Annotated in this window: 23 protein-coding genes; 7 read left to right on the forward strand and 16 right to left on the reverse strand. The window is 34.1% G+C overall.

Going from position 1 to position 25,865, the window contains the following annotated elements:
• Nucleotides 1-30: 30 nt before the first annotated feature.
• From BLP44_RS20845 to BLP44_RS20860, 4 genes are all read right to left on the reverse strand, one after another.
• The gene (locus tag BLP44_RS20845; RefSeq protein WP_091135841.1) at nt 31-546 is read right to left on the reverse strand and encodes a hypothetical protein; all 516 of its coding nucleotides are present in this window, start codon (nt 544-546) and stop codon (nt 31-33) included.
• Between the two features lie 107 nt (nt 547-653).
• Nucleotides 654-1,118 (reverse strand): Mpo1 family 2-hydroxy fatty acid dioxygenase, encoded by a 465-nt coding sequence (locus tag BLP44_RS20850; RefSeq protein ID WP_008467130.1) that lies wholly within the window; start codon nt 1,116-1,118, stop codon nt 654-656.
• Nucleotides 1,119-1,163: 45 nt separating this feature from the next.
• The gene (locus tag BLP44_RS20855; protein WP_091135845.1) at nt 1,164-2,411 is read right to left on the reverse strand and encodes a TMEM143 family protein; all 1,248 of its coding nucleotides are present in this window, start codon (nt 2,409-2,411) and stop codon (nt 1,164-1,166) included.
• Between the two features lie 734 nt (nt 2,412-3,145).
• Complete coding sequence (locus BLP44_RS20860) at nt 3,146-3,610, reverse strand: hypothetical protein (RefSeq protein ID WP_091135848.1); 465 nt, start codon at nt 3,608-3,610, stop codon at nt 3,146-3,148.
• A gap of 332 nt (nt 3,611-3,942) precedes the next feature.
• On the opposite strand from BLP44_RS20860, the gene BLP44_RS20865 reads away from it, so the two are divergent.
• Nucleotides 3,943-4,365, forward strand: coding sequence for a helix-turn-helix domain-containing protein (locus BLP44_RS20865; RefSeq protein WP_091135851.1), 423 nt, complete (start codon nt 3,943-3,945; stop codon nt 4,363-4,365).
• A gap of 104 nt (nt 4,366-4,469) precedes the next feature.
• Here the strand turns inward: BLP44_RS20865 and BLP44_RS20870 are convergent, their stop codons facing one another.
• From BLP44_RS20870 to BLP44_RS20880, 3 genes are all read right to left on the reverse strand, one after another.
• Complete coding sequence (locus BLP44_RS20870) at nt 4,470-5,372, reverse strand: hypothetical protein (RefSeq protein ID WP_066032680.1); 903 nt, start codon at nt 5,370-5,372, stop codon at nt 4,470-4,472.
• A 168-nt stretch (nt 5,373-5,540) separates the two neighbouring features.
• The gene (locus BLP44_RS20875) at nt 5,541-6,254 is read right to left on the reverse strand and encodes a LytR/AlgR family response regulator transcription factor (protein ID WP_091135856.1); all 714 of its coding nucleotides are present in this window, start codon (nt 6,252-6,254) and stop codon (nt 5,541-5,543) included.
• Nucleotides 6,230-7,312, reverse strand: coding sequence for a sensor histidine kinase (locus tag BLP44_RS20880; protein WP_008467116.1), 1,083 nt, complete (start codon nt 7,310-7,312; stop codon nt 6,230-6,232). The genes BLP44_RS20875 and BLP44_RS20880 overlap by 25 nt, the downstream gene beginning before the upstream one ends.
• 81 nt (nt 7,313-7,393) lie before the next feature.
• On the opposite strand from BLP44_RS20880, the gene BLP44_RS20885 reads away from it, so the two are divergent.
• The 4 genes from BLP44_RS20885 (at nt 7,394) to BLP44_RS20900 (ending at nt 11,550) form a co-directional block, all read left to right on the forward strand.
• Nucleotides 7,394-7,639: a hypothetical protein gene (locus BLP44_RS20885; protein WP_091135859.1), complete on the forward strand. Its 246-nt coding sequence runs from the start codon at nt 7,394-7,396 to the stop codon at nt 7,637-7,639.
• 237 nt (nt 7,640-7,876) lie between these two features.
• The gene (locus BLP44_RS20890) at nt 7,877-9,406 is read left to right on the forward strand and encodes a SulP family inorganic anion transporter (protein WP_091135863.1); all 1,530 of its coding nucleotides are present in this window, start codon (nt 7,877-7,879) and stop codon (nt 9,404-9,406) included.
• A gap of 304 nt (nt 9,407-9,710) precedes the next feature.
• Nucleotides 9,711-10,619: a helix-turn-helix domain-containing protein gene (locus BLP44_RS20895; RefSeq protein ID WP_091135866.1), complete on the forward strand. Its 909-nt coding sequence runs from the start codon at nt 9,711-9,713 to the stop codon at nt 10,617-10,619.
• 91 nt (nt 10,620-10,710) lie between these two features.
• A complete protein-coding gene (locus tag BLP44_RS20900) occupies nt 10,711-11,550 on the forward strand; it encodes an oxidoreductase (protein ID WP_091135869.1) in 840 nt (279 codons plus the stop codon).
• A gap of 401 nt (nt 11,551-11,951) precedes the next feature.
• On the opposite strand, the gene BLP44_RS20905 is transcribed toward BLP44_RS20900, so the two are convergent.
• The 9 genes from BLP44_RS20905 to miaB all read right to left on the reverse strand — a co-directional run bounded on the left by BLP44_RS20905 (nt 11,952) and on the right by miaB (nt 21,810).
• Nucleotides 11,952-13,151 carry an alkaline phosphatase family protein gene (locus BLP44_RS20905; protein WP_091135872.1) on the reverse strand — a complete coding sequence of 400 codons (1,200 nt, stop codon included), beginning with the start codon at nt 13,149-13,151 and terminating at the stop codon, nt 11,952-11,954.
• A 405-nt stretch (nt 13,152-13,556) separates the two neighbouring features.
• Nucleotides 13,557-15,188: a chaperonin GroEL gene (groL, locus tag BLP44_RS20910; protein WP_091135876.1), complete on the reverse strand. Its 1,632-nt coding sequence runs from the start codon at nt 15,186-15,188 to the stop codon at nt 13,557-13,559.
• Between the two features lie 82 nt (nt 15,189-15,270).
• Nucleotides 15,271-15,546, reverse strand: coding sequence for a co-chaperone GroES (locus BLP44_RS20915; protein WP_008467105.1), 276 nt, complete (start codon nt 15,544-15,546; stop codon nt 15,271-15,273).
• 146 nt (nt 15,547-15,692) lie between these two features.
• Nucleotides 15,693-16,040, reverse strand: a complete 348-nt coding sequence (gene secG, locus BLP44_RS20920) for a preprotein translocase subunit SecG (protein ID WP_066032672.1) — start codon at nt 16,038-16,040, stop codon at nt 15,693-15,695.
• Between the two features lie 3 nt (nt 16,041-16,043).
• Nucleotides 16,044-17,768: a tetratricopeptide repeat protein gene (locus BLP44_RS23075; protein WP_211516898.1), complete on the reverse strand. Its 1,725-nt coding sequence runs from the start codon at nt 17,766-17,768 to the stop codon at nt 16,044-16,046.
• Between the two features lie 92 nt (nt 17,769-17,860).
• Nucleotides 17,861-18,379 carry an LptE family protein gene (locus tag BLP44_RS20930; RefSeq protein ID WP_091135879.1) on the reverse strand — a complete coding sequence of 173 codons (519 nt, stop codon included), beginning with the start codon at nt 18,377-18,379 and terminating at the stop codon, nt 17,861-17,863.
• Nucleotides 18,380-18,478: 99 nt separating this feature from the next.
• Entirely contained in the window at nt 18,479-19,738 is a 1,260-nt protein-coding gene (locus BLP44_RS20935) for a sigma-54 interaction domain-containing protein (protein ID WP_008467100.1), read from the reverse strand.
• Between the two features lie 192 nt (nt 19,739-19,930).
• Entirely contained in the window at nt 19,931-20,320 is a 390-nt protein-coding gene (locus BLP44_RS20940) for a GxxExxY protein (RefSeq protein ID WP_091135883.1), read from the reverse strand.
• A 44-nt stretch (nt 20,321-20,364) separates the two neighbouring features.
• Complete coding sequence (miaB, locus tag BLP44_RS20945) at nt 20,365-21,810, reverse strand: tRNA (N6-isopentenyl adenosine(37)-C2)-methylthiotransferase MiaB (RefSeq protein ID WP_008467098.1); 1,446 nt, start codon at nt 21,808-21,810, stop codon at nt 20,365-20,367.
• A gap of 349 nt (nt 21,811-22,159) precedes the next feature.
• Here miaB and topA point away from each other — a divergent pair, with 349 nt between their 5' ends.
• Both topA and BLP44_RS20955 read left to right on the forward strand, forming a co-directional pair.
• Nucleotides 22,160-24,688, forward strand: coding sequence for a type I DNA topoisomerase (gene topA / locus BLP44_RS20950; protein ID WP_066032667.1), 2,529 nt, complete (start codon nt 22,160-22,162; stop codon nt 24,686-24,688).
• An 8-nt stretch (nt 24,689-24,696) separates the two neighbouring features.
• On the forward strand, nt 24,697-25,848 hold the full coding sequence (locus tag BLP44_RS20955; RefSeq protein ID WP_091135886.1) for a formimidoylglutamase: 1,152 nt from the start codon (nt 24,697-24,699) through the stop codon (nt 25,846-25,848).
• Nucleotides 25,849-25,865: the final 17 nt, after the last annotated feature.

Genomic DNA, 25,865 nt, shown 5'->3' on the forward strand with positions numbered 1-25,865 from the left:
TCCTTTATTTTTTTAGAATTGATTTAGGATTTAAAGAACACTAGAAAGCGGCTTAAATTCGTTCATTCCGCTAAATTCTTTATACTCTGAATATATTTCAACACCAAGAATTTTCCATTTTCTAGTTCCTCCAATCTGATATTCAAAAGTTTTTTCCCTTTCCGTTTTATTGATATTAATATAGAGTGTAGACCATTCTGTACCACCTATAAATCCAGTTCTCTGAATTAATGCTGAACGAGCATTTTCACCATCACAAATTATATTCAATTGAAATTTTGTGCATAAGTCGTCTTCAAGAGTAATTTTTGAAAGATAAGTATTGCGATTTGAAGATTGTTTTTCGATTTCCCTATTTTCAAATTCAAATTTTTTATCTTTTTCTTCATTACTTGGCCTTGTGATAAAAGATAAAGCAAAAAAAGAAAAGAGAATGGCAACCGACAAACCCACTTTTGCACGAATCTCAGCTGCTTTTTTTGCGCAAAAAACAAGAAGTCCTAAAAACAGTATAACGTTTAATATTCCCCAGATTAATTCTAACATGATTTTTATTTTTGGTATATCAAAAGTACATTTTTATTTTAAAAATAAGAGAATACTTATGTTTAATTGTTCGTCAATAATGCAGTATTATTGTGGAAACTAACTGTTTATTTCCTAGAAAACAAATTCTCAACAACCCAAGCAGGGCCAATTAATAAAAACTGAAGATCTTTTAAGAAAGAAGGCTTTTTGCCTTCAATATTATGTCCGTAAAATTGTCCGATCCAAGCAATAACAAAAACGCCTATTGAGAATGCCCACAACGGAACAATTTGCCCGATATAATAATTGATAACCAAACAGATTCCGGAAAATACAGCGATTTTTAGCGCCATAGAAATCGATAATCTGATATAGAAAACCAGAACAAGAAGCAGAACCACGAAAGCCCAGTTTTCAATAATTGGAGCATTTAATTGTAAAGTATTTGCGATAATCGTGCTCGGAATACTCATAAGTAAACCTACGATAGAAAAGAAAATGGCAGGTACGCAAATGTAATGTATCGCTTTGTTGGTTGGGTTCTGATGACTTACGGCATATTCTGCAAACCATTGGTCTAATGTTCTCATTTTTGTGGTTTTAAGGTTAGATGCGTAAATCTAATGAAATTTCTTTTAGGTTGTTTGAGAATCAACTTTCTGGTTGTACTGAAAAACATTATCCCAAAGTTCATCAATTGCAATAAGCGCTTCATTAATCGGAATCACATTCCATTTTCCATTAGTTTCTATTCCGAGACCAATGCTTTTTAATTTTAATAAAGCGTCGTTTACGTCAAAATCCAAATCAGTATTTAGTTTGGTTTTAAACCAAGATTCAATTTGATGGTCCAGTTCTTCGGCCGTTAAAGAATCTTCGCTTTCGTGTAAAAATGTATAAGCTAGAATTGTTTCTTTTAAAGCTTCTTCTTCCGAAGAATTTAATAAAGAATAAAACGCACCGCTATTGTTCCCGACATTTTTGAAATACAAACTGTCAGAAAGTGTTTTAGAATACCTGATTTTCTTATTTATGAAGTTGTTGTATTGACGGAAACAATAGGCTCCTAAAATCCCAAGAGCAATTAAACCTTGATTTAAAGAGGTTTTACTGTTTAACAAATCGATGGTTTCGCCAGTCTGATAAGCATCATACATGTTAATCAAAGCAGGAATTACCTTGGCGCTTAATAACGAAAGTCCACCAAAAACACCTGGAACCCAAAGCAGCAATTTGTCCTTAAGAGACATTTTCGGAATGGCATTCGGGAAAATGGTTTCAAGATCATTTTTAGGAACACGTTTAAAGATTTTCAATGCAATAGACCCTGGATCGATTGGCATTTTGCCTAATTTGACTTTCTTTTTCTTGAAGTAATCTGCTTCGCTGTAATTGAGGTAAATCAGCACTCGGTCATAATATTCAATTTCGACTTCTTTGGTCCAGAAAAAGTATTTTTTGACTTTTTCTTTCGCCTTGTGATGCCCACGCGCATAAAGTTCGAAATCTTTAAAAGCATTAAAATCGATAGAAAGATTCAGTCCAATCAAATCAGATTCATGAAAGGCGTCGTTTAAAGCTTCCTGATTAATTCTGTAGTAATTGCCGCGTTCGAGAACTTTTAAGAGGGTTTCTTTAAAAACGGGAAAACTGCTTTTATTGATGAACTGTTCGCGTTCCTTTTCGCTTAAATCTGGATCGTAGAGTGCATAATGCTGTTTTAGATTTCGGTTAAGATTAAAAGATTCGTAATGGTAATAGTGTTCGATAATTTCGAACAGCTTCTTAAAATCATCAACCTTTTGCGGATTTTCAGCAAAAGCAGCAATTTGCTGTTCCAGTAAAAATTCTTTATTAAACGGAATATAATGTTCTCTAGTCATGCGGACTTAATTTCGTGGCTTTTACAGAACGCAAAAATAAGGCTTTTTTCTTAGGTGCAAAGATGCAGAGGTATAAAGCAACAGAGGTTTCTAAGAGTGATGTTTTTTACCACAAAGAGCGCTAAGAATTTTTAATGCGAGACTTAATAAAACCGCAAAGTTCGCAAAGCTTTGTGGCAACATAGTTTTCCCGCAGATTCTGCAGATTAGGCAGATAAAACAAAATCTCTTAGATCTGCTAAATCTGCGAGAGAAAAACTTAGCGAACTTGCGTGACCCTTTGCGCTCTTTGCGGTTAATTTTTTTTAACGCAAAGTACGCTAAGAATTTTTAATGCGAGACTTAATAAAACCGCAAAGTTCGCAAAGCTTTGTGGCAACATAGTTTTTCCGCAGATTCTGCAGATTAGGCAGATAAAACAAAATCTCTTAGATCTGCTAAATCTGCGAGAGAAAAACTTTGCGAACTTTGCGTAATCCTTTGCGCTCTTTGCGTTAAAAAACATCACGTTTAAGAACAAAAAAAAGTGAAATTTCCAATCGGTACCAGCGATTTGAAATCCCACTTTCTGTTCCAAAAAAAAAGTGACAAAAAATTAAAAAGCTCTCTATTAGAAAACCTGTCTAACTAAAAATTATTCGATACAATATTAGGATAAAATAATAGGGTGGCTATAGGTGTTTTTACCTGTTTTTGTAAACGGTCAAAGATTTTGAGTAGTTGTGGTGCAAAGATTATTGTAATACCGTTTTTTTGAGTTCGATTACACCTTGAATATATTTTATTAATTCTTCTTTGGTTACAGCAAAAGGAGCTTTTTCTGCCTCGAATTCTAAGTACAAATTAGCAATGTTTTCTGCATCGAGATTTTGAGTATGGTAATGATGCTCTGCGTATTGTATAAGATGATCTACAAAAAGTTCGCGTTGTTTTCCTTTTTCGATTGTTTCAAGATCGCCTTCTTTTATTTTTTCTATTACAGATTCGGGTAAATCGATTGTGAGGTACATGCAATCTACGGCAACTTTAGAAAGCATTTCTTTGCGGACCCTTCCCGTTGCATCGCAATAGGCGCATGGTGCAGGAACCCATTTCAATTGTCGGTTTAAACGGCGGATATCATCCCAATCAACAAATCTTTTTCCAAGACATCTCGGACATTTTATATCTGATCTTCTAAAAAAATTAAAAATGTTCATTGGTTCGTAAGTAGCTTAGTGGTTTGGTTGGCGCGAATTTAAAGAATTAAGTAAGAAAAGTTTCTTAGTTTGATATTTTTTTTAAGAAAATAATTCACAAAATCAAGAATTAAAGCAATTGTTGTAAGTTTTAAAACAGATAAAAATAATCATTGCCGAAATTTGAAATCCCAATAATTGCTTGCGTTGCGAGATTTTGGTGTTGTAGTGAATTTAGTGCAAAAACGAAGTGGTGAAGCTTTTTTAGTTGTGCGAAAAATGATACTTTTGTTGGATAGAAAGGTATTGTATTGAAATAAAAAACTTTGAAGAATTTTAAATATCTTTGAATTATGAGCACAGCAACAAAACCAAAACATATTGGCAGAAATATCAGCCGAATTAGAGAGTTTAGAGGTATGAAACAAGAAGCGTTAGCAATTGCCCTTGGCATGAGCCAGCAATATGTTTCTACTCTTGAAGGAAGCGAAACCATTGACGACGAAAGACTAAATAAAATTGCTGAAGCTTTAGGCGTTTCTGTAGAGGCTATTAAAAGTTTTAGTGACGAAGGAGTCATTAATTATTTTAATACTTTTAATGAAACTGATTTTAGTAATAGCCAAGGTGCATTCGGTCATCATGATCAATATACTTTTAATCCAATCGAAAAGCTTATTGAAGCTTATGATGAAAATAAGAAACTTTATGAGCGTTTATTAGAATCGGAAAAAGAGAAGATTTCTTATTTGGAAAAGTTGCTTAAAGAGAAATAGGATTTTATAAAATATTATATAAATGGAAAAAGAGACTTTTGTGAAGAAGTCTCTTTTTTTGTTTTTATATTTTTACCCAATATTGCTCTCGCTATTAAGGAAAATTAATCTCTTAATTTAAAATTAACTCCAAAGCTTAGACCACTTCCATAAGTTAACAGCCCTAATGGAGGTTCGGGAACAAAAGATTTTTCAAACCATGGGATTTCAGGAATATATTTTGACGCATCAAATATTTCCATAGGTTTAATTTTTTTATTAACGAGTGGAGCTAATGATATTGTTATTTTAAAGCCAAGGATATATTTTACTATTTTTAAACTTGTAAAATATGGTTCCGCAAAGTATTTAAGATTGTCTACTTTAAATTTTATATCTAAATCGGTATTTGGCATTTTAAAATTATCAGAAAATGAAATTCTTCCTCCTTTACCAAATATTTCGTATTTAACGGTGATTTTATAATCAATCTTAAGATAAACATCATTTACCTTAATTGGATTTGAAATTATTATTACAGGTCTTTTCTCTACTGTAACTAGAAATTTATCTAGCGTTACAGATTTAATTTTTAAAATTTTCTTTGCCTGTTTCTTTAACCAATTACTTGCTTTTTTTGCATATTTTTTAATTCTACCCCAAAGACTTTTTTGCTGCTCAAATGAATAATCACTTGAAAAACTTTCATCAGTAGGATCACGTTCTGTTGGATTAGCAGCTAAAAAGGCATCTATGGCTATTTTTGCTATTTCGTACAACTCTTCATCTTCTTGTATTTCCTCAGTAATTGTTTCATCCCTGTTCTCAGCATATTCAAGTGATTTTAGTGAGGCTTCAAATAAATCAGAAGCTAAAGATTCTTCAGAATCAATTTCAGTTTCTTCCCATGCTCCGGGATTAAAATACCTTGGGTTTAAAACATCTATTTTTAATGGAATTGTAAGACTTGCTACTAGCTTGTTTGCTAATTGTTGGTCTAGACTAAAAAAAATGTCATTTTGATTCATAAACAATATATTTAAAAATAACCTACTCTATAAAGTTTTCGGCATCCCTTTTTTAAAATAGAAATATATTGTTACAAGATTAATGAAATTTTGAAAGTTAGCGTTAAGTATTTGTACGGGTTTTTATTGTTAAATATTTTGTAATTATTTGGTTTTAAGTGTTTTAGTTTATCTCTTTAAAAAAACATTTAAAAGAATCTGATACTTCCTTCCCACAGGAATAGTATCGCCATTAGACATTGTGAGATTTTTGGTCGTAACAGCAGAAATTTTAGTTGTATTTACAATAAAAGATCGGTGAACTTGAACAAAATGTGCACAGTCAATTTCGGCACTTATGCTCGCGAGCGAACCGTAAATGACAATTGGAGATTTTAATTTGCAGTTGTACAATTTCATATAATTGCCTAGACTTTCGATATATAAAATATCAGAAAGAGGCGTTTCAATTACTTGTCCGTTAGAGCGGTAAGAAAGTACTTTTTCGTCGTCGTTGTTTTCTTTTTTAAGATTATTTCCCGAATGATAGGTTTTGGCTTTTTCTATTGCTTTTGAGAATTTATCAAACGAAATGGGTTTCATCAAATAATCAATCGCATCGTTTTGGTAAGCCGAAAGCGCAAAATCAGAATAAGCCGTTGTCACAATCGTAATTGGGCGTTTGGGTTGGAGTTCCATCAATTCTACACCAGAAATTACAGGCATATTAATGTCAAGAAAAATAATATCGTATTGGTTTTCGTTGAGCAGTTTTATGGCTTCCATACCATTAAAAGCGCTTCCGTAATGTTCCAGTTCGTCAAATTTGGAGATGTGCGAAATCAAGGCTTTGTGGGCCGGCGATTCGTCATCAACTATTAGACAGCGGTAGGTAAGTGCCATATATTTAATTTTACGATAAACATATTTTTGTCTTTTTTGCAGCTTAAAGTATGTTTTAAACCATATACTTCCAAACGTCTTTTTAGGTTTTCAATTCCGATTCCCGTGCTCGAAAGCCTTGATTCAGTATCCAAACAGTTGTTTTTTAAAGTGAAAGATACATTTCGGCAATCTACTTTCAAATCCAGATTGATAAAGGGCTCTGCAGTTTCGGCCGAAAACTTCACCGCATTTTCTACCAAAGGCAGAAAGAACAAAGGCGGAATCTCGATTTGATCATGCACGCCTTCAATGTTTTGCGTTACAGCCAGTCTTTCGTTTCTAAAGGTATAATATTCAATATACTTTTTAATAAACGCAATTTCTTCCTGCATTAAGACAAAATCTTTCTTAGAAGCTTCGATTTGATAGCGCAGCAAATCTGAAAGATTCAGTATTCGGTCTGGAACTTTTTCTGGTTCTGCTAATGCTTCTCCGTAAAGATTATTCATGGCATTCAATAAAAAATGCGGATTCAATTGCTGTTTTAAAAACGAAAGTTCCGATTTGAAATTCATAATGTCTTTATCGGCCTGACTCATTTTTTTGGTAATCACAATGTGCAGAAAATAGAAAAAACAGCCGTTTATGATCAATGATACAATCTGAAGTGCTTTTAAATTTCCTAACCCAACAAGCGGAAAAAACCAATTCATAAAAAAGTAAAAACCAGTCCAATAGACCGCAAGAAGCGTAAAAAAGATTTTAAATCTTTTGTGAAATAAAAAAGGATTGATGATGCAGATGTTAAAAACCGTAATCCAGACAATGCAAGGGAAATAACCCATGGCAATTTTGCTGAGAATATAAGACCAGCTATGTCCGTTGAGTCTTATTTCGTCGTAAATGCAGGCCAGAATGACCAAATAAACAAGTGTATTTACGATTAAGTTTCGTAGAAAAAAATTCTGGTAGATTTTTGCAATTGTCATAGCGGCAAAAATAATATAATCGTATAGTTTGTAAGCATTTATCAGGAATAATTTATACCAACGCCATTCGTATAAATCATACGCCATTGGTATAAAATTGCTGTTAAAATAAAGGCTTCTCCATTATTTTTGATCTGAGTTTCTATAAATCTTTTTAATAAAAATAAAATGTACCAGTTTAAAGAATTAAAAGATACTGATGGGGTTGTGGAAATTTTTAAAACAAATGTCCAGAAAGAATCTGATCGAGATTATATCCTAGCCTCTATAAAAAATCAGTTTCCAAATTATAAAATTAATTTTGATTTGGAAGATTGTGATAAAATTTTAAGAATTGAAGGTGTTGATTTACAATATGATACTATTGTGAATCATGTATGCGATTTAGGTTATGCCTGCGTGCGATTGGAATAGTTTTGCATTTGTAAAAACAGGTGTAAATACGCTAATATATTTCTGATTTTTGTAAGTATTTTGTGTAATATTCTAATTTCAAAACCAATCTGAAATGCTAAGTTTTATACTTTCTATTTTTCTTTTTCTTCTAGAGCAGTTAGCCTGATTTGACTGTTTTTCTTCCAGTGTTTTTCAATAACTTTTTATCGTATAAAAGGTTTACTCTTTTGCGTATTATTTTTCTAATTTTACGCCATGAAAAAAAAGTTCCAACTCTTCGATTTTAGCCAGAAAGTCAATTATAAAAACGAAATTTTAGCAGGTTTGACTGTTGCCATGACTATGATTCCAGAATCATTGTCGTTTGCTATTTTGGCTGGATTTCCGCCATTGGTTGGTTTATACGCTGCTTTTATTGCGGGATTGGTGACGGCTATTTTTGGAGGAAGACCCGGAATGATTTCGGGCGGAGCAGGAGCAACAGTAATTGTTTTGATTGCCTTGATGAAGTCGCACGGAATAGAATATGTTTTTGCCGCCGTTGCCCTCGGCGGTGTTGTCCAGATCTGCATCGGACTTTTTAAACTAGGAAAATTTATTCGATTAGTTCCACAGCCCGTTATGTTTGGTTTTGTAAATGGTTTGGCTGTTGTGATATTTATGTCGCAGTTGGAGCAGTTTAAAACGGTTGTTAATGGTCAGGTTGCTTGGCTTCAGGGAACTCCTTTATATATTATGTTAGGTCTGGTTGCTTTGACAATTGCGATTGTTTTGGTTTTTCCGAAGATTACAAAAGCAGTTCCAGCATCTTTAGTGGCTATTATGGTCGTTTTTGCAATCGTAATTATTTTTAATATCGAAACCAAAACCGTAGAAGATATCGCTTCGGTTCAAGGTGGATTTCCTCCATTTCATGTCCCGAATATTCCGTTTTCTTTCGAAACTTTAAAAGTGATATTTCCGTATTCGGTAATTGTTGCAGCGGTTGGTTTGACGGAAGGTTTGCTTACGCTAAATTTAGTTGACGAAATTACTGGAACACGAGGAAACAGCAACAGAGAATGTATAGCGCAGGGAAGTTCGAATATTCTAAATGGTTTTTTCTACGGAATGGGCGGCTGCCCAATGATTGCGCAGACTTTGGTAAATCTTGGAGCAGGATCAAGAGCCAGACTTGCGGGAATTATTGGCGCTTTGGCTATTTTAATGATTATACTTTTTGGAGCGCCTGTAATTGGAAAATTGCCAATGGCAGCCTTAGTTGGAGTTATGATGATGGTGGCCATTACCACTTTTGAATGGGCAAGTTTCAGGATTATTAATAAAATGCCCAAACATGATATTTTTGTTGGAATTTTAGTGGCTTTAATTACAATTGTATTGCATAATTTGGCATTGGCGGTTTTAATTGGTGTGATTATTTCGGCTTTGGTTTTTGCTTGGGAAAGTGCTAAAAGAATTCGCGCAAGACAGTATATTGACGAAAACGGAATAAAGCATTACGAAATTTTTGGGCCGTTATTCTTTGGTTCTACTACTGCTTTTTTAGAGAAATTTGATATTCAAAATGATCCGGACCATATTATAATCGATTTTAAAGAAAGCCGTGTTTCAGATATGTCGGCGATTGAAGCTTTGAACAATATTACTAAGAAATACAATCAGCTCAACAAAACTGTAGAGTTGGAGCATTTAAGCGCCGACTGCAGACAATTGCTAAAAAATGCTGATGCCGTTATTAAGGTGAATGTTATTGACGATCCTACTTATAAAGTGGTTAGTTAATTAGAAAATGTGACAATTTGATAATTAGATAATGATATTGGCACCGTGTATCTGTAGAGAGGCACTGCAGTGCGTCTAACGTTTTGTAACAACAAACCCGACAGATTTTAAAAACCTGTCGGGTTTGTTATGTTTATAGGTTTGTCGGGCGGATCGGAGTCGAAGCCCACATGCCAATTGGAGCGTCCTTCCCAAAGCCTCGGGATCGCTCAGGGTGACAATTAAAACATTATCCGAAATTATCGTATTTTCTAATTGACAAATTTTCTAATTATAGAATGTTTGATTTTTGTAACTTTGTAAAATGAAACTAACAGAAACTTTAGAGGATTTTTATACAGTAAAAATAAAAGGAATGCCCGAAAATCTAAAAAAAGAGATCGGACATTTTAATGTTTTTAAGCTGGATGATTACATTGGAAGTACTTGTAATCCTTTGCCTTATACGCGAAAAGACTTTTATAAAATCAGTTTAATTATTGGAAAAAATAAAGTGCATTATGCTGATAAAGTTGTTTCGATAGAAAATCAGGCTTTATTCTTTGCTAATCCCCAAATTCCATATAGTTGGGAACATATCGATGAAAACCAGACTGGGTTTTTCTGCATTTTTACTGATGCTTTTTTTAGCCAGTTTGGGAATTTAAAAGAATATCCGTTGTTCCAGCCAGGCGGGAATCCTGTTGTTCCAGTTTCTGTTGAATTGGCAGAATCTTTAAAAACGATTTATTTAAAAATGTTTGATGAAATCAATTCTGATTATGCTTTTAAATATGATGTGCTTAGAAATCTTGTTTTTGAGATTATTCACCTAGCTTTAAAAACGCAAACTGTAACTGCTTCATTATACAGTAAATCGAACGCTACAATTCGTGTTTCTTCTTTGTTTTTAGAATTGTTAGAACGACAATTTCCTGTTGAATCGATTTCTCAGCAGATTAATTTTCGCTCACCTTCGGAATATGCAAATCAGTTAAATGTGCATGTAAACCATTTGAATAAGGCATTAAAAGAAACAACTGGAAAAACAACCTCTCAGATTATTGGAGAGAGAATTGTTCAAGAAGCCATGATTTTATTGAAGCAAACTAATTGGAATATTAATGAAATTGCGTGGTGTTTAGGCTTCGAAGAATTATCTCATTTTATTAATTTCTTCAAGAAAAATGTTCGAGTTTCGCCAAAAAACTATCGTTTAGTAGAAATTGTTTGATTTTTGCAACTTCTTGTTTGATTGCTTCAATATTTGAGAAGTACTTCACTTGTAACTTTGTCCTATAATTATAACGTAAAAAATTAAAATCATGGACAATAAAAAAGTTTGGTTTATCACAGGTGCTTCAAAAGGACTTGGATTAGAATTAGCTAAAAAATTATTAGCAGAAGGTTATAAAGTAGCAGCAACATCAAGAAGTGAAGCTTCTTTAGTTAAAGAATTGGGCGGTTTGTCGGAAAGTTTTCTTCCTTTAGAAATGGACTTGATAGACGAAAAAAGTGTTAAAAATGCAATTGACAAAACCGTAAACCATTTTAAAACAATTGATGTTTTGGTCAATAATGCGGGTTATGGCTTATTAGGCGCATTAGAAGAATTAAGCGACGCAGAATCAAGAAAAAACTACGAAGTAAATGTTTTCGGATTATTAAATGTAATTAGAAATGCAATGCCAGTTTTTCGTGCCAATGAAAAGGGGCATATCTTCAATATTTCTTCTGTTGGCGGTTATTATGGAGAATTTCCGGGTTGGGGAATTTACTGTTCTACAAAATTTGCAGTTGCAGGCTTGACAGAATCTTTAGCGGCAGAAATAAAACCGTTTGGAGTTCATGCAACAATCGTTTATCCGGGTTATTTTAGAACCGATTTCTTAAAAGACAGTTCATTATTGTTGCCTGAAAATCCAATTGCAGAGTACAAAGAAGTGAGACAATCTGAAAGTGCGCACAAAGAAGATATCAATCAAAATCAGCCGGGCGATCCTGTGAAATTAGCGGAAGCTTTAATCAAAGTGAGTAACGACCAGAATCCGCCATTACACTTATTTTTGGGCGAAGATGCTTATAATATGGCGAATCAAAAAATAGCAAGTGTTCAAGCAGAATTGGAAAGCTGGAAATCAGTTTCTGTTTCAACGGCTTTTTAATTAGAGAATGTGGTAATTTGACAATTAGAAAATTCCAATTAGAAAACTCTAATATTGCAATAAACCCGACATGTTTTAAAACCTGTCGGGTTTGGTTTTCTATAATTAATTCAGTTTTGTCAGGCTAAGCGAAGTAGAAGCTTACATACTAATTGGAGCGACTTTCGACTCCGCTCAGGATTACATTCGATTATGGAATAGATAAATTGAGTTGCCCCAGCTTTAGCTGGAGGAATAAAAAGTGCATAAGAAAAAGGCTTTAGCCAAACTTGCTAGTTTGGCTAAAGCCTTTCAAGTTGTTTAAATACGTGAACCTCCAGCTAAAGCTGGAGGCAATTCAGTTTGTTAAATTATTCCAATTCAAAAATTATCTAATTATCAAATTGACACATTATCTAATTTTAGCGAAGCGCATTCTCAACATCGCTCAATTTTCCATCAATTTCACCTACTTGTAAACCTAAAATATGAGCAATTAAAGGGTAAACCGAAACATTCTGAAACGTTTTTATTTTTTTATTGACTTTAAACGCAGGACCTTTTGCGTAGAAAATGGCATGCATATCTTTTTCATTATTGTCATAGCCATGCGTTCCGCCATTTATATGAGTGCTTTCTTTGCTTACTAAACTCCAGCCTTTATCGGCTTCAATTACAAAATCGTGCACACGAGGATTTGTACCATAATGCAATCTTTTTGGAACCTCAGTTGATTTCCAGAATTTAATATGGGGCACTTTTTTCAAAGCATTGGCAATTGAATCCTGATAACCAGCTTTTGCCTGTATACTCATAATCGGATTAATTACGTCTTTATAACCCAACCATTCTGGTTTTAGGTAATCTAACACTGCTACTTTTTTATCATTGCTGATAGTGGCCATTCCGTGGTCTGAAACGACAATCAAATTGATTTGTTTTCCAATAGGCAACTGATCTAGTTTTTTAGATATTTCTCCAATAATGGAATCCATTTTGATTACTGTTTTTTCAGTTTTTGGCGAAAGCGGCCCAAAATTATGGCCTGTATGATCTGGTTCGTCGAAATACAAAGTCACTAGATGTGGGCGCTGTTTTTCTGGTAGCTGTAGCCATTTCATAACCGTATCTATTCTGGCTCCATATGGGACTTTACCATCGTAATTTTTGAAATAGCTCGGATTCCTTTTGTCAATGTCAGAACCTGGCCAAAAGAAAGAAGCACTTTTTACACCTTGCTGTTCAGCCAAATTCCAAATCGGATTTCCACCATAAAATCTTGAATCATTTTTAGCATTGCTTGATAATGAAAAAGACTGATTTAGAGAAGAATCGTAAAAAATATTATTGATAATTCCGTGATGATCTGGATAAAGTCCCGTAACGATAGAATAATGATTTGGGAAAGTCTTACTAGGATAAGACGGTTTCATTGATTTTGCATGAACACCCTCTTTTTCAATTTGCTTCAGATTTGGAAGATTATACATTTTGCCATAATCCCAACGAAATCCATCCATAGAAACTAAAACTACATAATTGTCTTTGCTGTTTTGGGCTTGTAAAAAAGTTGTAAGAAGTAAAAATGTAAAAGATAAAAGGTGAGTTGTAAATTTTCTCATTTTGCAATTTTAAATAGAATCGCAAAGGTATAGATAACAGCTTTTTTAAAGAAAAAGAGAATGTTAAATAAAGTGATAGCCAAGAATTCACGTATTATTTTTTTTCTAATCTTTGCGTTTGAAAATAGTTATCATTAATTATGGGAATGCTTTGTGTGAAAAAAAATGCCACGAATTCACGAATTATTTCTTCAAATCTTTGTGTTTAAAAAATAGTTGTAATTAATTACACGAATGCTTTGTGTAAAATAAGTTTAGAACAGATTTATAATTCTTTTAATCTGTGTAATCTGTGGCAGATAAAAGTATATGTAAAGATTAGAAAAAAATAATTCGTGAATTCGTGGCTATAAAAAAAAGCGCCAGATAAAAATCCAGCGCTTTAAAGTTTTAAGAAGGGAATGATTACATCATTCCTGGCATTCCGCCTCCCATTGGCATTCCGGCTCCGGCATTTTCTTCTTTAATATCAATTAATGCACATTCTGTAGTTAAAATCATTCCAGAAACAGATGCAGCGTTTTCAAGAGCCACACGAGTTACTTTTTTAGGATCGATAATTCCTGCAGTAAGCATATCTACATATTCGTCGGTTTTTGCATTGTATCCGAAATCACCTTTTCCTTCAGAAACTTTTGCTACAACAACAGATCCTTCAAGACCAGCGTTTTCAACGATAGTTCTTAATGGAGCTTCAACAGCGCGAGAAACGATTTGAATTCCAGTTGCTTCGTCAGCGTTGTCAGCTTTTAAGTCAGCCAAAGCAATTTTCGCTCTTAATAAAGCAACACCACCACCAGCAACGATTCCTTCTTCTACAGCAGCACGAGTTGCGTGTAAGGCGTCATCTACTCTGTCTTTTTTCTCTTTCATTTCAACTTCAGAAGCTGCACCAACATAAAGAACTGCAACACCGCCAGCTAATTTAGCCAAACGCTCTTGTAATTTTTCTTTATCGTAATCAGATGTAGTAGTTTCCATCTGACCTTTAATTTGGTTTACACGATTTTTGATGATATCAGCCTCACCAGCACCGCTTACGATAGTTGTATTGTCTTTATCGATAGAAACTCTTTTTGCATTTCCTAACATTTCGATAGTTGTATTTTCAAGAGTATATCCTCTTTCTTCAGAGATAACGGTACCTCCAGTTAAGATTGCGATATCTTCTAACATTGCTTTTCTTCTGTCCCCAAAACCTGGAGCTTTTACAGCAGCAATTTTAAGAGCACCTCTTAATTTGTTTACTACAAGAGTAGAAAGAGCTTCTCCGTCAACATCTTCAGCGATAATCAATAATGGTTTTCCTGATTGTGCAACTGGCTCTAAAACTGGAAGTAATTCTTTTAAAGAAGAAACTTTTTTGTCATATAATAAGATGTATGGAGAGTCTAATTCAACTTCCATTTTCTCCGGATTTGTTACGAAGTAAGGAGAAAGGTATCCTCTGTCAAACTGCATACCTTCAACAACGTCAACGAAAGTATCAGTTCCTTTAGCTTCTTCTACAGTGATAACACCTTCTTTTCCAACTTTAGCGAAAGCTGTAGCGATTAATTCACCAATAACTTCATCATTGTTAGCAGAGATAGAAGCAATTTGCTGAATTTTGTCAGAATCGCTTCCAACCACTTTAGCTTGTTTTGCTAAGTCAGCCACGATAGTTTCAACAGCTTTGTCGATACCGCGTTTCAAATCCATTGGATTTGCACCTGCAGCAACGTTTTTAAGACCTTCTTTTACGATCGCTTGAGCTAAAACTGTAGCAGTTGTAGTTCCGTCTCCAGCTAAATCATTGGTTTTAGAAGCCACTTCTTTCACCATTTGCGCACCCATATTTTCTAATGCGTCTTTTAATTCGATTTCTTTTGCAACAGAAACACCATCTTTAGTAACAGTCGGTCCACCAAATGATTTTCCGATGATTACGTTACGACCTTTTGGTCCAAGAGTTACTTTTACAGCATTTGCTAATGCGTCAACACCACGTTTTAAACCGTCACGTGCTTCAATATCAAATTTTATGTCTTTTGCCATTTTAATTTTTGTTTAAAGTTTGATTTGTTTCAAGTTAAATGAAGTTCTTAATTTGTAATACTCCGTACTTAATACAATATTTTTAGATAATCGCTAAAATATCATCCTCACGCATGATTAGGTAATCAGTGCCTTCTAGTTTTAACTCTGTTCCTGCATATTTACCATAAAGAACAGTGTCTCCAACTTTTACAGTCATAGTATGATCTTTAGTTCCGTTTCCTACTGCTACAACAGTACCTTTTTGAGGTTTTTCTTTGGCAGTATCTGGAATAAAAATACCTGAGGCAGTTTTGGTTTCAGCTGCAACAGGCTCAATAAGTACGCGGTCTGAAAGCGGTTTAATGTTTAAAGCCATGATTTTTATATTTATTAATAAGTTATACTTTTTTTTTTGTTCTATAAACTTTCAGAAATTGTGCCACGCTAGAAAAACTGACATTTTTTCTTAAAAAAAATGCCAGCTTTGACAGGCTGGCATTAGATTTTTATATCGAGCTACAATTATTTCGCTGCAGGTGCTGGTGTCGCAGGAGCAGGAGTAGTTCCTTGTGCTGGAGCTGCAGGTGCATTTACAGGAGCTTCAGTTTTGTCAATGATTTTAGATTCAGTATCGCTTAAAGATCCAGAGAAGCTTAAGCTTGAAAGTAAAATTAGCACAATTAAAACAGTAGCCAAAGTCCAAGTACTTTTATCTAAAAAGTCAGTTGTTTTTTGTACTCCACCTAACATTTGCGTTCCGCTGATAGTAGAAGACAATCCGCCTCCTTTAGGGTTTTGTACCATGATAACTACGATCAATAGAAAACAAACTATTGTGATTAAAACTAAAAAAATTGAAAATGTGCTCATTACTTAATTATTGTTATTGTTATTTTGTTGTAAAATCTTAATATCCGATATGCGGTCTGCAAAGAAAGTAATTTTTTCTGGATATTTCAAAATTAATATTTCATATGCCTGAATTGCTTTTGTATATTTCTTTTGTTCCAGATAAACTCTAGCCAAAGTTTCTGTCATTAAATATGAATTGTCCTCTATATTGGTCTCAATTTGAACTGCTGGAGCACTGTTGCCAGGTTTTATTGGAGAAATTTTTGGATTGTTTTCGATAAATTTATCGATAATTTCAGCCTTTTTCTGTCTTTCTTCTTCTTTTGCCGCTTCAATTTTAGCTTTTTCTTCTGGAGAAACTTCGTTTGAGCGGTCAATTGGTTCTGTACGAGATAATTGAAGCCATTCTTGGAATGAATGTTTTTCGTTAAGAGAAAAATCTAAAGGTTTTCCGATTTCTAAATGCTCTGCTGCGGTTTTTGCAGGTTCATTAGGTTCTTCTTCTTCTTCGATTATTTCTTCAATTGGTTCCTCATTTTCTTCCTGAATTTCCTCTTCGTCTTTATCCTCAGATTGCAGAACTTCTAGAATTTCTTCTTTTGGTTCTTCAGGTGTTTTTGTTTCAGCTTCTTTAATCGAAGAAAGTATAGATCGTTCAATGGTATTCATTTTAAATTCCGGAATGATCATTTCTTCGATAACGCTGTCATCTTCATCTTCTTCGACCGAATTTAAAACAGGTTCTTCTATAATACGATCAACTTTTATTTCCTCGGTTTTTGCAGACTGTTGTTCAGCAGTTGCAGCTTCTGATTCCTTAATCGAACTTAAAATAGAATTTTCAATACGATCAAATTTATGTTCTTCAACTGCAATTATAGATTCAGGATCGGTGACAGAAGGAGTTTCAGAAACTTTTATCGAGCTTAAAATAGAATTTTCAACACGATCAATTTTAGGTTCTTCCTTTATTATTGTTTCTTCTTCTATTTCTTCAACTAAAGCTTTAGTTTCTTCTTCCTCTTTTTCAATATTTGAAATTGAATCTGCAGAATCAACCTTATTTTCGGTTTCGATTACCGGTTTTTCAAAAGTAACCGAATGGGCTTCTTTGATTGCAAGAAAAATAGACGGATCTATTTCTGGAAGTTTTTTAGGCTCTTCTTCTATTACTGGTTTCTCAAAGGTAACCGAATGTGCTTCTTTTATGGCAAGGAAAATAGAAGGGTCAATTTCAGGAACTTTTTTAGGTTCTTCAGTAATTATGGGTTCTTCAGCTTTTATTGTCTCCTGAGTTTTTATTGGTTCTTCGATTTTTATAACCGAAGGAGTTTCAATTGAAGAAATTGCAGTTTCTTTAATTGTATCTTGAACAGGCTGTTCCTCAAGTTCTGTCTTTATTTCAATAGCTTTCTGGATTTGCTCAGGCGAAATAATTTCACTATCAAAAACGGTAATTTCGAGAAGATCTCTCAATTTTTGTTCGTAGAAATCATTCTGAATAGAAGTAAAAGCTTCAGAAGTAATAAAATCAAATAAAACAGAACGATCTGCAGTATATGCAGCAGTTACCTTTAAAGCATAATTATACTTAAAACTATTTTGATTGTAAAGTCCTTTTAATCGCAATGCACGCGCACTTTGAAAATACGGAAATTCATTCAAAACACTGCCTAATGCATCCGCTTGCTTTTCTGTAATAGCATCGGGTTTGTTCATTAAGTAGGTATAATCGCTAACGTTCATTCTTTATTTTTTGGTTTAATTGGTTAATTGTTTAATCATTGATTTGTTTTTTAGCTGTTTAATCGATTAAACGATTCGACAAGCAAGTAAAACTACCATTTTGCCAATGACTCATTAAAGATGTCCTGTGTGATTCTTTCAAAAATAACTCTAATTGCTTCAGTTAAAACAGAACCTGTCGGTAAGTCTCGTCCAGGGAAATCATAATAGAATTCAAAAGCCTTTTCAAAATCATCTGTTTCCTTCTTTTTATTCATAAATCTTACATTGACACGAATCGATAAACGGTTTTGGGCTGCTCCTGCTTGGCCATTTGCATCTACAGCAGTTGCCGTCATGGGCGTTATTCTGTAATCAATAATTTCTCCTTCATAGACCAAATCACCGCCATTGCTAACCAAGTTTAAGTTCGTTTGGTTCATAATCAAATCCTGTAAAGCCAAGGTGAAAGTCCTATCGATTCCAGGTTCAATTAAATCGGCATTATTCTGAAAAAAGTTGACTTGAAATGTTTTGGCATCGATTTTTCCAGTTCCTGTAAAGTTGTAAACAGAACAGCCACTTAACATAAAAAGGCTTAATAATGCGAAAAGAGAATATATTTTTTTCATAATATTTAAGAGGGAATCCCAATTTTTAAATTCCAAATTCCAATTGAGCCAAATATAGGTAATTGGAATTTGGAATTCGAAATTGTAATTTAATTATTTTTATAAATCGAATTGCTTGATTTTGCGGTATAAAGTTCTTTCGGAAATACCCAATTCATCTGCTGCCGCTTTGCGTTTTCCTTTGTTTTTCTCTAATGATTTTTTGATCATTTCGATTTCTTTTTGTTCCAAACGTAAAACCTCTTCTTCCTCGATAGTTTCAGCAAATAAATAATTATCATCCTGTATCTGATAGTTATCTTCGCGAACAGTAGGTGTTGTCATAACAGCAGTTCTAGGTTCTTCTTCAAAATCAATTTCGCTGTCGTTCTGCTGATTTCCGTATATTTTCTGAATTAGATTTGGATTAATATCTTGTACTTTAGAAGATCCGTTTTTCATCAATTCTAAAGTGAGTTTTTTCAGATCGTTCAGATCGCTTCTCATATCAAAAAGCACCTTATATAATATGTCTCTTTCTGTACTAAAATCGCTTTCTTTTTTGCTGTCGCTGATAACAGAAGGCAAATTGCTTCCTTCAGCTGGCAAATAAGATTGTAAAGTCGCAAGATTGATATCGCGATTGGTTTCTAAAACAGAAATCTGTTCAGCCACATTTCGAAGCTGACGAATATTCCCGCTCCATCTGAATTTTTGCAAAAGCTGAACAGCATCGTCGTCAAGTCTTAAAGGTGGCATTTTATATTTATGAGCAAAATCTGCCACAAATTTCCTGAATAACAAATGAATGTCATCGTTTCTTTCGCGCAAAGGCGGCAAAGTAATTTCGACTGTACTTAAACGATAGTACAAATCTTCACGGAATTTACCTTTTTCTATAGCATTAAATAAATTCACATTGGTTGCAGCAACAATGCGGACATTGGTTTTTTGAACCTGAGATGAACCTACTTTTATAAATTCACCGTTTTCTAAAACACGAAGTAATCTTACCTGAGTAGTCAGTGGTAATTCACCAACTTCGTCAAGGAAAATTGTTCCGCCGTCTGCCACTTCAAAATAACCTTCACGTGTGCTTGTTGCGCCCGTAAAAGCACCTTTTTCGTGTCCAAAAAGTTCACTGTCAATAGTTCCTTCTGGAATTGCACCGCAGTTTACGGCAATATATTTACCATGCTTTCTATGTGAAAGCGAATGTATAATTCTTGGAATATTTTCTTTACCAACACCACTTTCCCCAGTTACCATAACCGAAATATCAGTTGGAGCAACCTGAATGGCTTTTTCGATAGCGCGATTTAATTTCGGATCATTTCCAATAATCTCAAATCGCTGTTTTATTGCTTGAACTGTTTCCATATAGTTTTTTGTTTCAAGTTTTTTTGTTTCAGGTTTCAAGTTTTTGATTTGACCTTTAACGTTTAAACTTTTGGCCTATAATTTTTTATCTTTTGCCACAGATTAAAATGAGTAATACGGATCTTTTTTAAAATCGTTAGAAATCTTTATTACTAATTAACCACAAATTACACAAATTAGCGCAAATTTTATTTATGAATTTATTAATCTTTTGTGCACTAATGATTTGTTTTGAAAATTTGCAATTATTCCAACAGGGGTATCTGCTAGTTTCATATAATTTAAAACCTGTGCAAGATGATCATTACAGATTTCTTTTACAGATTTTACTTCTAATATTATGTCATCATAAACAACAAAATCGGCATAGAATTTATGAGGCAAAATAGTTCCCTTATATTCAATTGCAAATTCTTTTTCTCGATGATACGGAATGTTGTTATTTTTAAATTCAATTTCTAATGCATCTTTATATACAATTTCAAGTAATCCAGGCCCCAATAATCTATGTACTTCCATGCATATGCCTACAATTTGATAATTTTGATCTTTCTTGTAGTAATATTCGTTGCCATCAATCATAAAAAAAATAATTTGCGGAAATTTGTGTAATTTGCGGTTAAAAATTAATTCATTTCAGAATATCCTACAGCTTCACCTTTCAGTGTTCCAGAAGTACAGCTTGTAATTTTTACGTTTACGAAATCTCCAATTTTGTAATTTTCTTTTGGGAAAACAACCGTAATGCTCTGAGAGTTTCTCCCTGAGAATTCATCTTTAGATTTTTTAGAAACTTTTTCAACTAAAACTTCAACTGTTTTTCCAACAAATTCCTCACTTCTAAACCAAGCATGTTTTTGCTGTAAATCAACAATTTCCTGCAATCTTCTGGCTTTTGTTTCCTCTTCCACATCATCTTTCATTTTTCTTCCAGCCAAAGTTCCAGGGCGCTCAGAATACGAATACATATAACCGAAATTATATTTTACATATTCCATTAAGCTTAACGTATCTTGATGATCTTCTTCTGTTTCTGTTGGGAAACCAGCAATCATGTCCTGCGAAATCGAAGCATCAGGAACAATCGCCCTAATTTTATCAATCAAAGCCATATATTCTTCACGGCTGTGAAGACGATTCATCTCCTTCAAAATTCGGTTACTTCCAGATTGAACCGGCAAGTGAATATGTTTGCAGATATTAGGATATTTCGCAATAACATGCAAAATGCTCTCATGCATATCCTGCGGATTTGAAGTCGAAAATCGAATACGCATTTTAGGAAAACCAGCCGCCACCATTTCAAGCAATTGCTCAAAATCTACTGCAGTTGCTTTTTGCATTTCAGAAGCATTTACAAAATCTTTTTTCAATCCACCACCGTACCAGAGGTAACTGTCAACGTTTTGGCCAAGAAGCGTAACTTCTTTATAGCCTTTGTTCCATAAATCCTGAATTTCAGCCATAATACTTTGCGGCTCACGGCTACGTTCGCGACCGCGCGTAAAAGGCACAACACAAAATGTGCACATATTATCGCAACCACGAGTGATCGAAACCAAAGCTGTAATTCCATTACTCATTAAACGAACAGGGGATATGTCTCCGTAAGTTTCTTCTTTTGATAAGATTACATTTATGGCGTCACGTCCTTCTTCAACTTCTGCCAATAAATTTGGAAGATCTTTGTAAGCATCAGGACCAACAACAAGATCAACTATTTTCTCTTCTTCCAAAAACTGACTTTTCAAACGCTCGGCCATACAGCCCAAAACGCCCACTTTCATTTTAGGATTGGTTCGTTTTACGGCATTATATTTTTCAAGGCGCTTACGAATAGTCTGCTCTGCTTTGTCACGAATAGAACATGTGTTCACCAAAACCAAATCAGCTTCTTCAAGAACTGAAGTTGTGTTATATCCTCCGTCAGACAAAATGGAAGCTACGACTTCGCTGTCCGAAAAATTCATCGCACAGCCGTAACTTTCTATAAAAAGTTTTTTAGTATTCTCAGGTTTATTTTCCAGAACAAGACTTTCACCCTGTTTGCTTTCTTCAATAATCTTTTCCATTGTAAAAATTCAAAGTGCAAAGATAGGGTAATTGAAATGAATGTGACAAGATGTCAGATAAAGAATTAACAATGTTTTAAAAAATTTAGATTACAGATTTTAGATTTATATTGTGAGGTGTTTTATTAATTTAATTTCTATGGAAAAAAACTGAAATCTAAAATTTTCAATATTAAATAAAGGAATTTCTCGGTCAGAAATCACTAAAAGTTATACCTATATATATAATCGAGATTATTACAGATAAATCTGCAATTTTAAGTTTCATAATATCAAAATACTTCAAAAATTCAATCGTAAGGTTAATATTTAAAAAAAATAAATACTTTTGTTGCAGAAAAATAGAGCAATGGCAAAGAATTTAGTAATAGTGGAGTCACCTGCAAAGGCGAAAACGATCGAGAAATTTCTTGGGAGTGATTTTCAGGTGGAGTCAAGTTATGGTCACATAGCCGACTTACCATCAAAGGAAATAGGAGTAGATGTAGAAAATGGTTTTAAACCTAAATATGAAGTTTCTCCGGATAAAAAAGCCTTGGTAACGAAACTAAAATCACTTTCTAAGAATGCCGAAACGGTTTGGTTAGCATCCGATGAGGACCGCGAGGGAGAGGCTATTTCATGGCACTTGGCGGAAGAACTAAAGTTGGATACAAAAAAGACTAAACGTATTGTTTTTCATGAGATAACAAAATCTGCGATTCTTAAAGCAATCGATAATCCTAGAGAAATTGATTATAACTTAGTAAATGCACAGCAAGCACGCCGTGTCTTGGATCGTTTAGTAGGTTACGAATTATCTCCAGTTTTATGGAGAAAAATCAAAGGCGGACTTTCTGCAGGTCGTGTGCAGTCGGTTTCTGTGCGTTTGATTGTTGAAAGAGAACGCGAAATACAAAGCTTTAATGCAGTTGCAACTTATTCAATTGTTGCAGAATTTGTAAACGAAGCAGGAAAAGCTTTCAAAGCAAAACTTCCAAAAAACTTTAATACTAAAAAAGAGGCCGAAGATTTCTTAAATCAAAACATCGGTTCTAAATATAAGGTAGCCGATTTAGAAACTAAACCTACCAAAAAATCTCCAACAGCACCTTTTACAACTTCGACACTTCAACAGGAAGCTGCGAGAAAATTGTATTTGCCGGTTGGAATTACCATGCAGTTGGCACAGCGTCTTTACGAAGCGGGGCTTATTACTTATATGAGAACCGATTCTGTGAATCTTTCTAAAGAAGCAATGGATGCAGCACAGGCAGAAATCATCAAATCTTACGGAAAAGAATTTTCTAAACCGAGAGTTTTTGCCAATAAAAACAAAGGAGCTCAAGAAGCGCACGAAGCAATTCGTCCAACAGATATGTCTCGTCATACAGTAAATATCGACCGTGACCAAGCTCGTTTATACGATTTGATCTGGAAAAGAACTTTGGCTTCGCAAATGAGCGATGCACAGCTTGAAAGAACAAATGTGAAGATTGAAGCTGATAATCATGATGAAGTTTTTACAGCTTCTGGAGAAGTATTGCTTTTTGAAGGTTTCTTAAAAGTGTACTTAGAAGGCCATGATGATGATGAGGAAGAGCAAGAAGGAATGCTTCCAGCTTTAAAAGTAAATGAAAAACTGGCTAATAACTATATTACAGCTACAGAACGATATTCAAGACCGCCTGCACGTTATACGGAAGCGTCTTTGGTTAAAAAATTAGAAGAACTTGGAATTGGCCGTCCTTCTACTTATGCGCCAACCATTTCAACAATTATCAATAGAAATTATGTTGAAAAAGGAACTCTTGAAGGTGTTGAGCGTAATTATACACAGCTTACTTTACAGAATAATAAAGTAGGAGAGAAAGTTCTAAAAGAAAATACAGGTTCTGATAAAGGGAAATTGGTTCCAACAGATATCGGAACCATTGTGACTGATTTCTTGGTAAAGAATTTCGGAAACATTTTAGATTATAATTTCACTGCAAAAGTAGAACAGGATTTCGACGAAATTGCCGAAGGAAATATTGACTGGGCAAAAATGATGCAGGACTTTTACAATCAGTTTCATCCAAATGTAAAAGAAGTTGAGGCAAATGCTGAGCGCGAAAGCGGTGAAAGAATCTTAGGAAAAGATGCAGACGGAAGACAAGTTTCTGTTCGTTTAGGAAAATTTGGACCAATGGCTCAAATTGGAGAAGCAGATGATGAGGATAAAAAGTTTGCTAGCTTGATGGCAGATCAAAATATTGGAAACATTACGCTTGAAGAAGCATTAAATTTATTCTTGCTTCCAAAAAGTTTAGGAGAATATAAAGGAGAAGAAGTTGAAGTAAACAATGGCCGTTACGGACCTTATGTTCGCCATGGAAATGTTTTTATTTCGTTGCCTAAAGGTGAAGATCCGCTTAATGTTTCGAAAGAAAGAGCTCAAGAATTGATTGACGAAAAAGCACTTGCTGATGCGCCAATTGCAGTTTATAAAGGAGAAGCTGTTCAAAAAGGAGTGGGGCGTTTTGGACCATTTATTAAATGGAACGGTCTTTTTGTAAACGTAAACAAAAAATACAATTTTGATAATCTTTCTCAAGCAGATGTTGAGGAGTTAATTGAAGAAAAACTTCAGAAAAACATCGATAAAGTTATTCATAACTGGGAAGAAGAAGGAATTGTAGTAGAAAAAGCCCGTTGGGGACGCTCTGTAATTCTAAAAGGAAAAATAAAAATTGAATTAGGAAAAGATGTTGATGCGACAAAATTAACATTGGCACAAGTTCAAGAAATGATTGCGGCTAAAACGCCTGCTAAAAAAGCGCCTGCAAAGAAAACTGCAGCTAAAACAACAACGGCTAAAAAAGCTCCAGCTAAAAAAACAGCTGCTAAAAAGAAATAAGTATATAAATGGAATTTGATTTTCTAGAACCAGTTAATGATGGAATTATAAGATTCGTCGGAGGACTGTCTTCACAAGAGCTTGGAAGTAAAATTGTTTTTCATACCCAAGATCAGTTTCCTGATATTGCGCAGATTAGTATTGCTATAATTGGTGTGTTGGAAGACCGTACAAACATCAATATGATTAATGAAGTTAATCTTTCTGCTGTACGTAAAAAGCTTTATAGTATGTTTCCAGGAAATTGGGATGCGTCAATTGCAGACTTGGGAGATATACTTGCGGGCGATTCTGTAGAGGATACTTATTTTGCATTAAAGAAAGTTACTTCTACATTAATCAAGAATAAAGTCATTCCTATAGTTCTAGGAGGTTCTCAGGATTTGACCTATGCTTTATATCGCGCTTACGATGACTTAGAGCAGATGGTAAATTTGGTTGCAGTTGATAATAAATTTGATTTTGGTAAAGAAAATGAGTCAGTTTCGGCTAATTCGTATCTTACAAAAATTATTATTGATGAGCCAAATAATCTTTTCAATTACTGTAATATAGGATATCAAACCTATTATAATTCGCAAGAAGAAATCGATCTGATCGAGAAGCTGTTTTTTGATGCTTATCGTTTAGGTGAGATTTCAAATAAAATTACATTGGCTGAGCCGGTTTTCAGAGATGCAGACTTGGTAAGTATAGATTTAAACTCTGTAAAGTCTTCTGCTTCAGGTAATATGGTGACTTTTGAGCCAAACGGATTTAACGGAAAAGAAATTTGTGCTTTGTCTAGATATGCAGGAATTAGTGATAAAGTTTCTGCTTTTGGAGTATTTAATCACAATAGCACACTTGCTGAATCGGTTATTATTGCTCAGATTGTATGGTATTTTATTGAAGGCTATCACTATCGATCAAAAGAATATCCATTTGGAAGCAGAGCAAACTATTTAAAGTATATTGTTCCGTTGGATGATGAAGAATTAATATTCTATAAAAGTGATAAAACAGACCGTTGGTGGATCGAAATTCCATATGAATCAAATGGCAGCAATAAATTGAAAAGAAATACGTTATTACCTTGTTCTTACGAGGAATATTTGTCGGCTTGCAATCAAGAATTGCCAGAAAGATGGTGGAAAGCGCAAAGAAAAAATGCTTTATAGATCAAAAATTTAAGTGA

The sequence above is a fragment of the Flavobacterium anhuiense genome, from assembly GCF_900101855.1.
In the GTDB taxonomy this organism is placed as follows: domain Bacteria; phylum Bacteroidota; class Bacteroidia; order Flavobacteriales; family Flavobacteriaceae; genus Flavobacterium; species Flavobacterium anhuiense.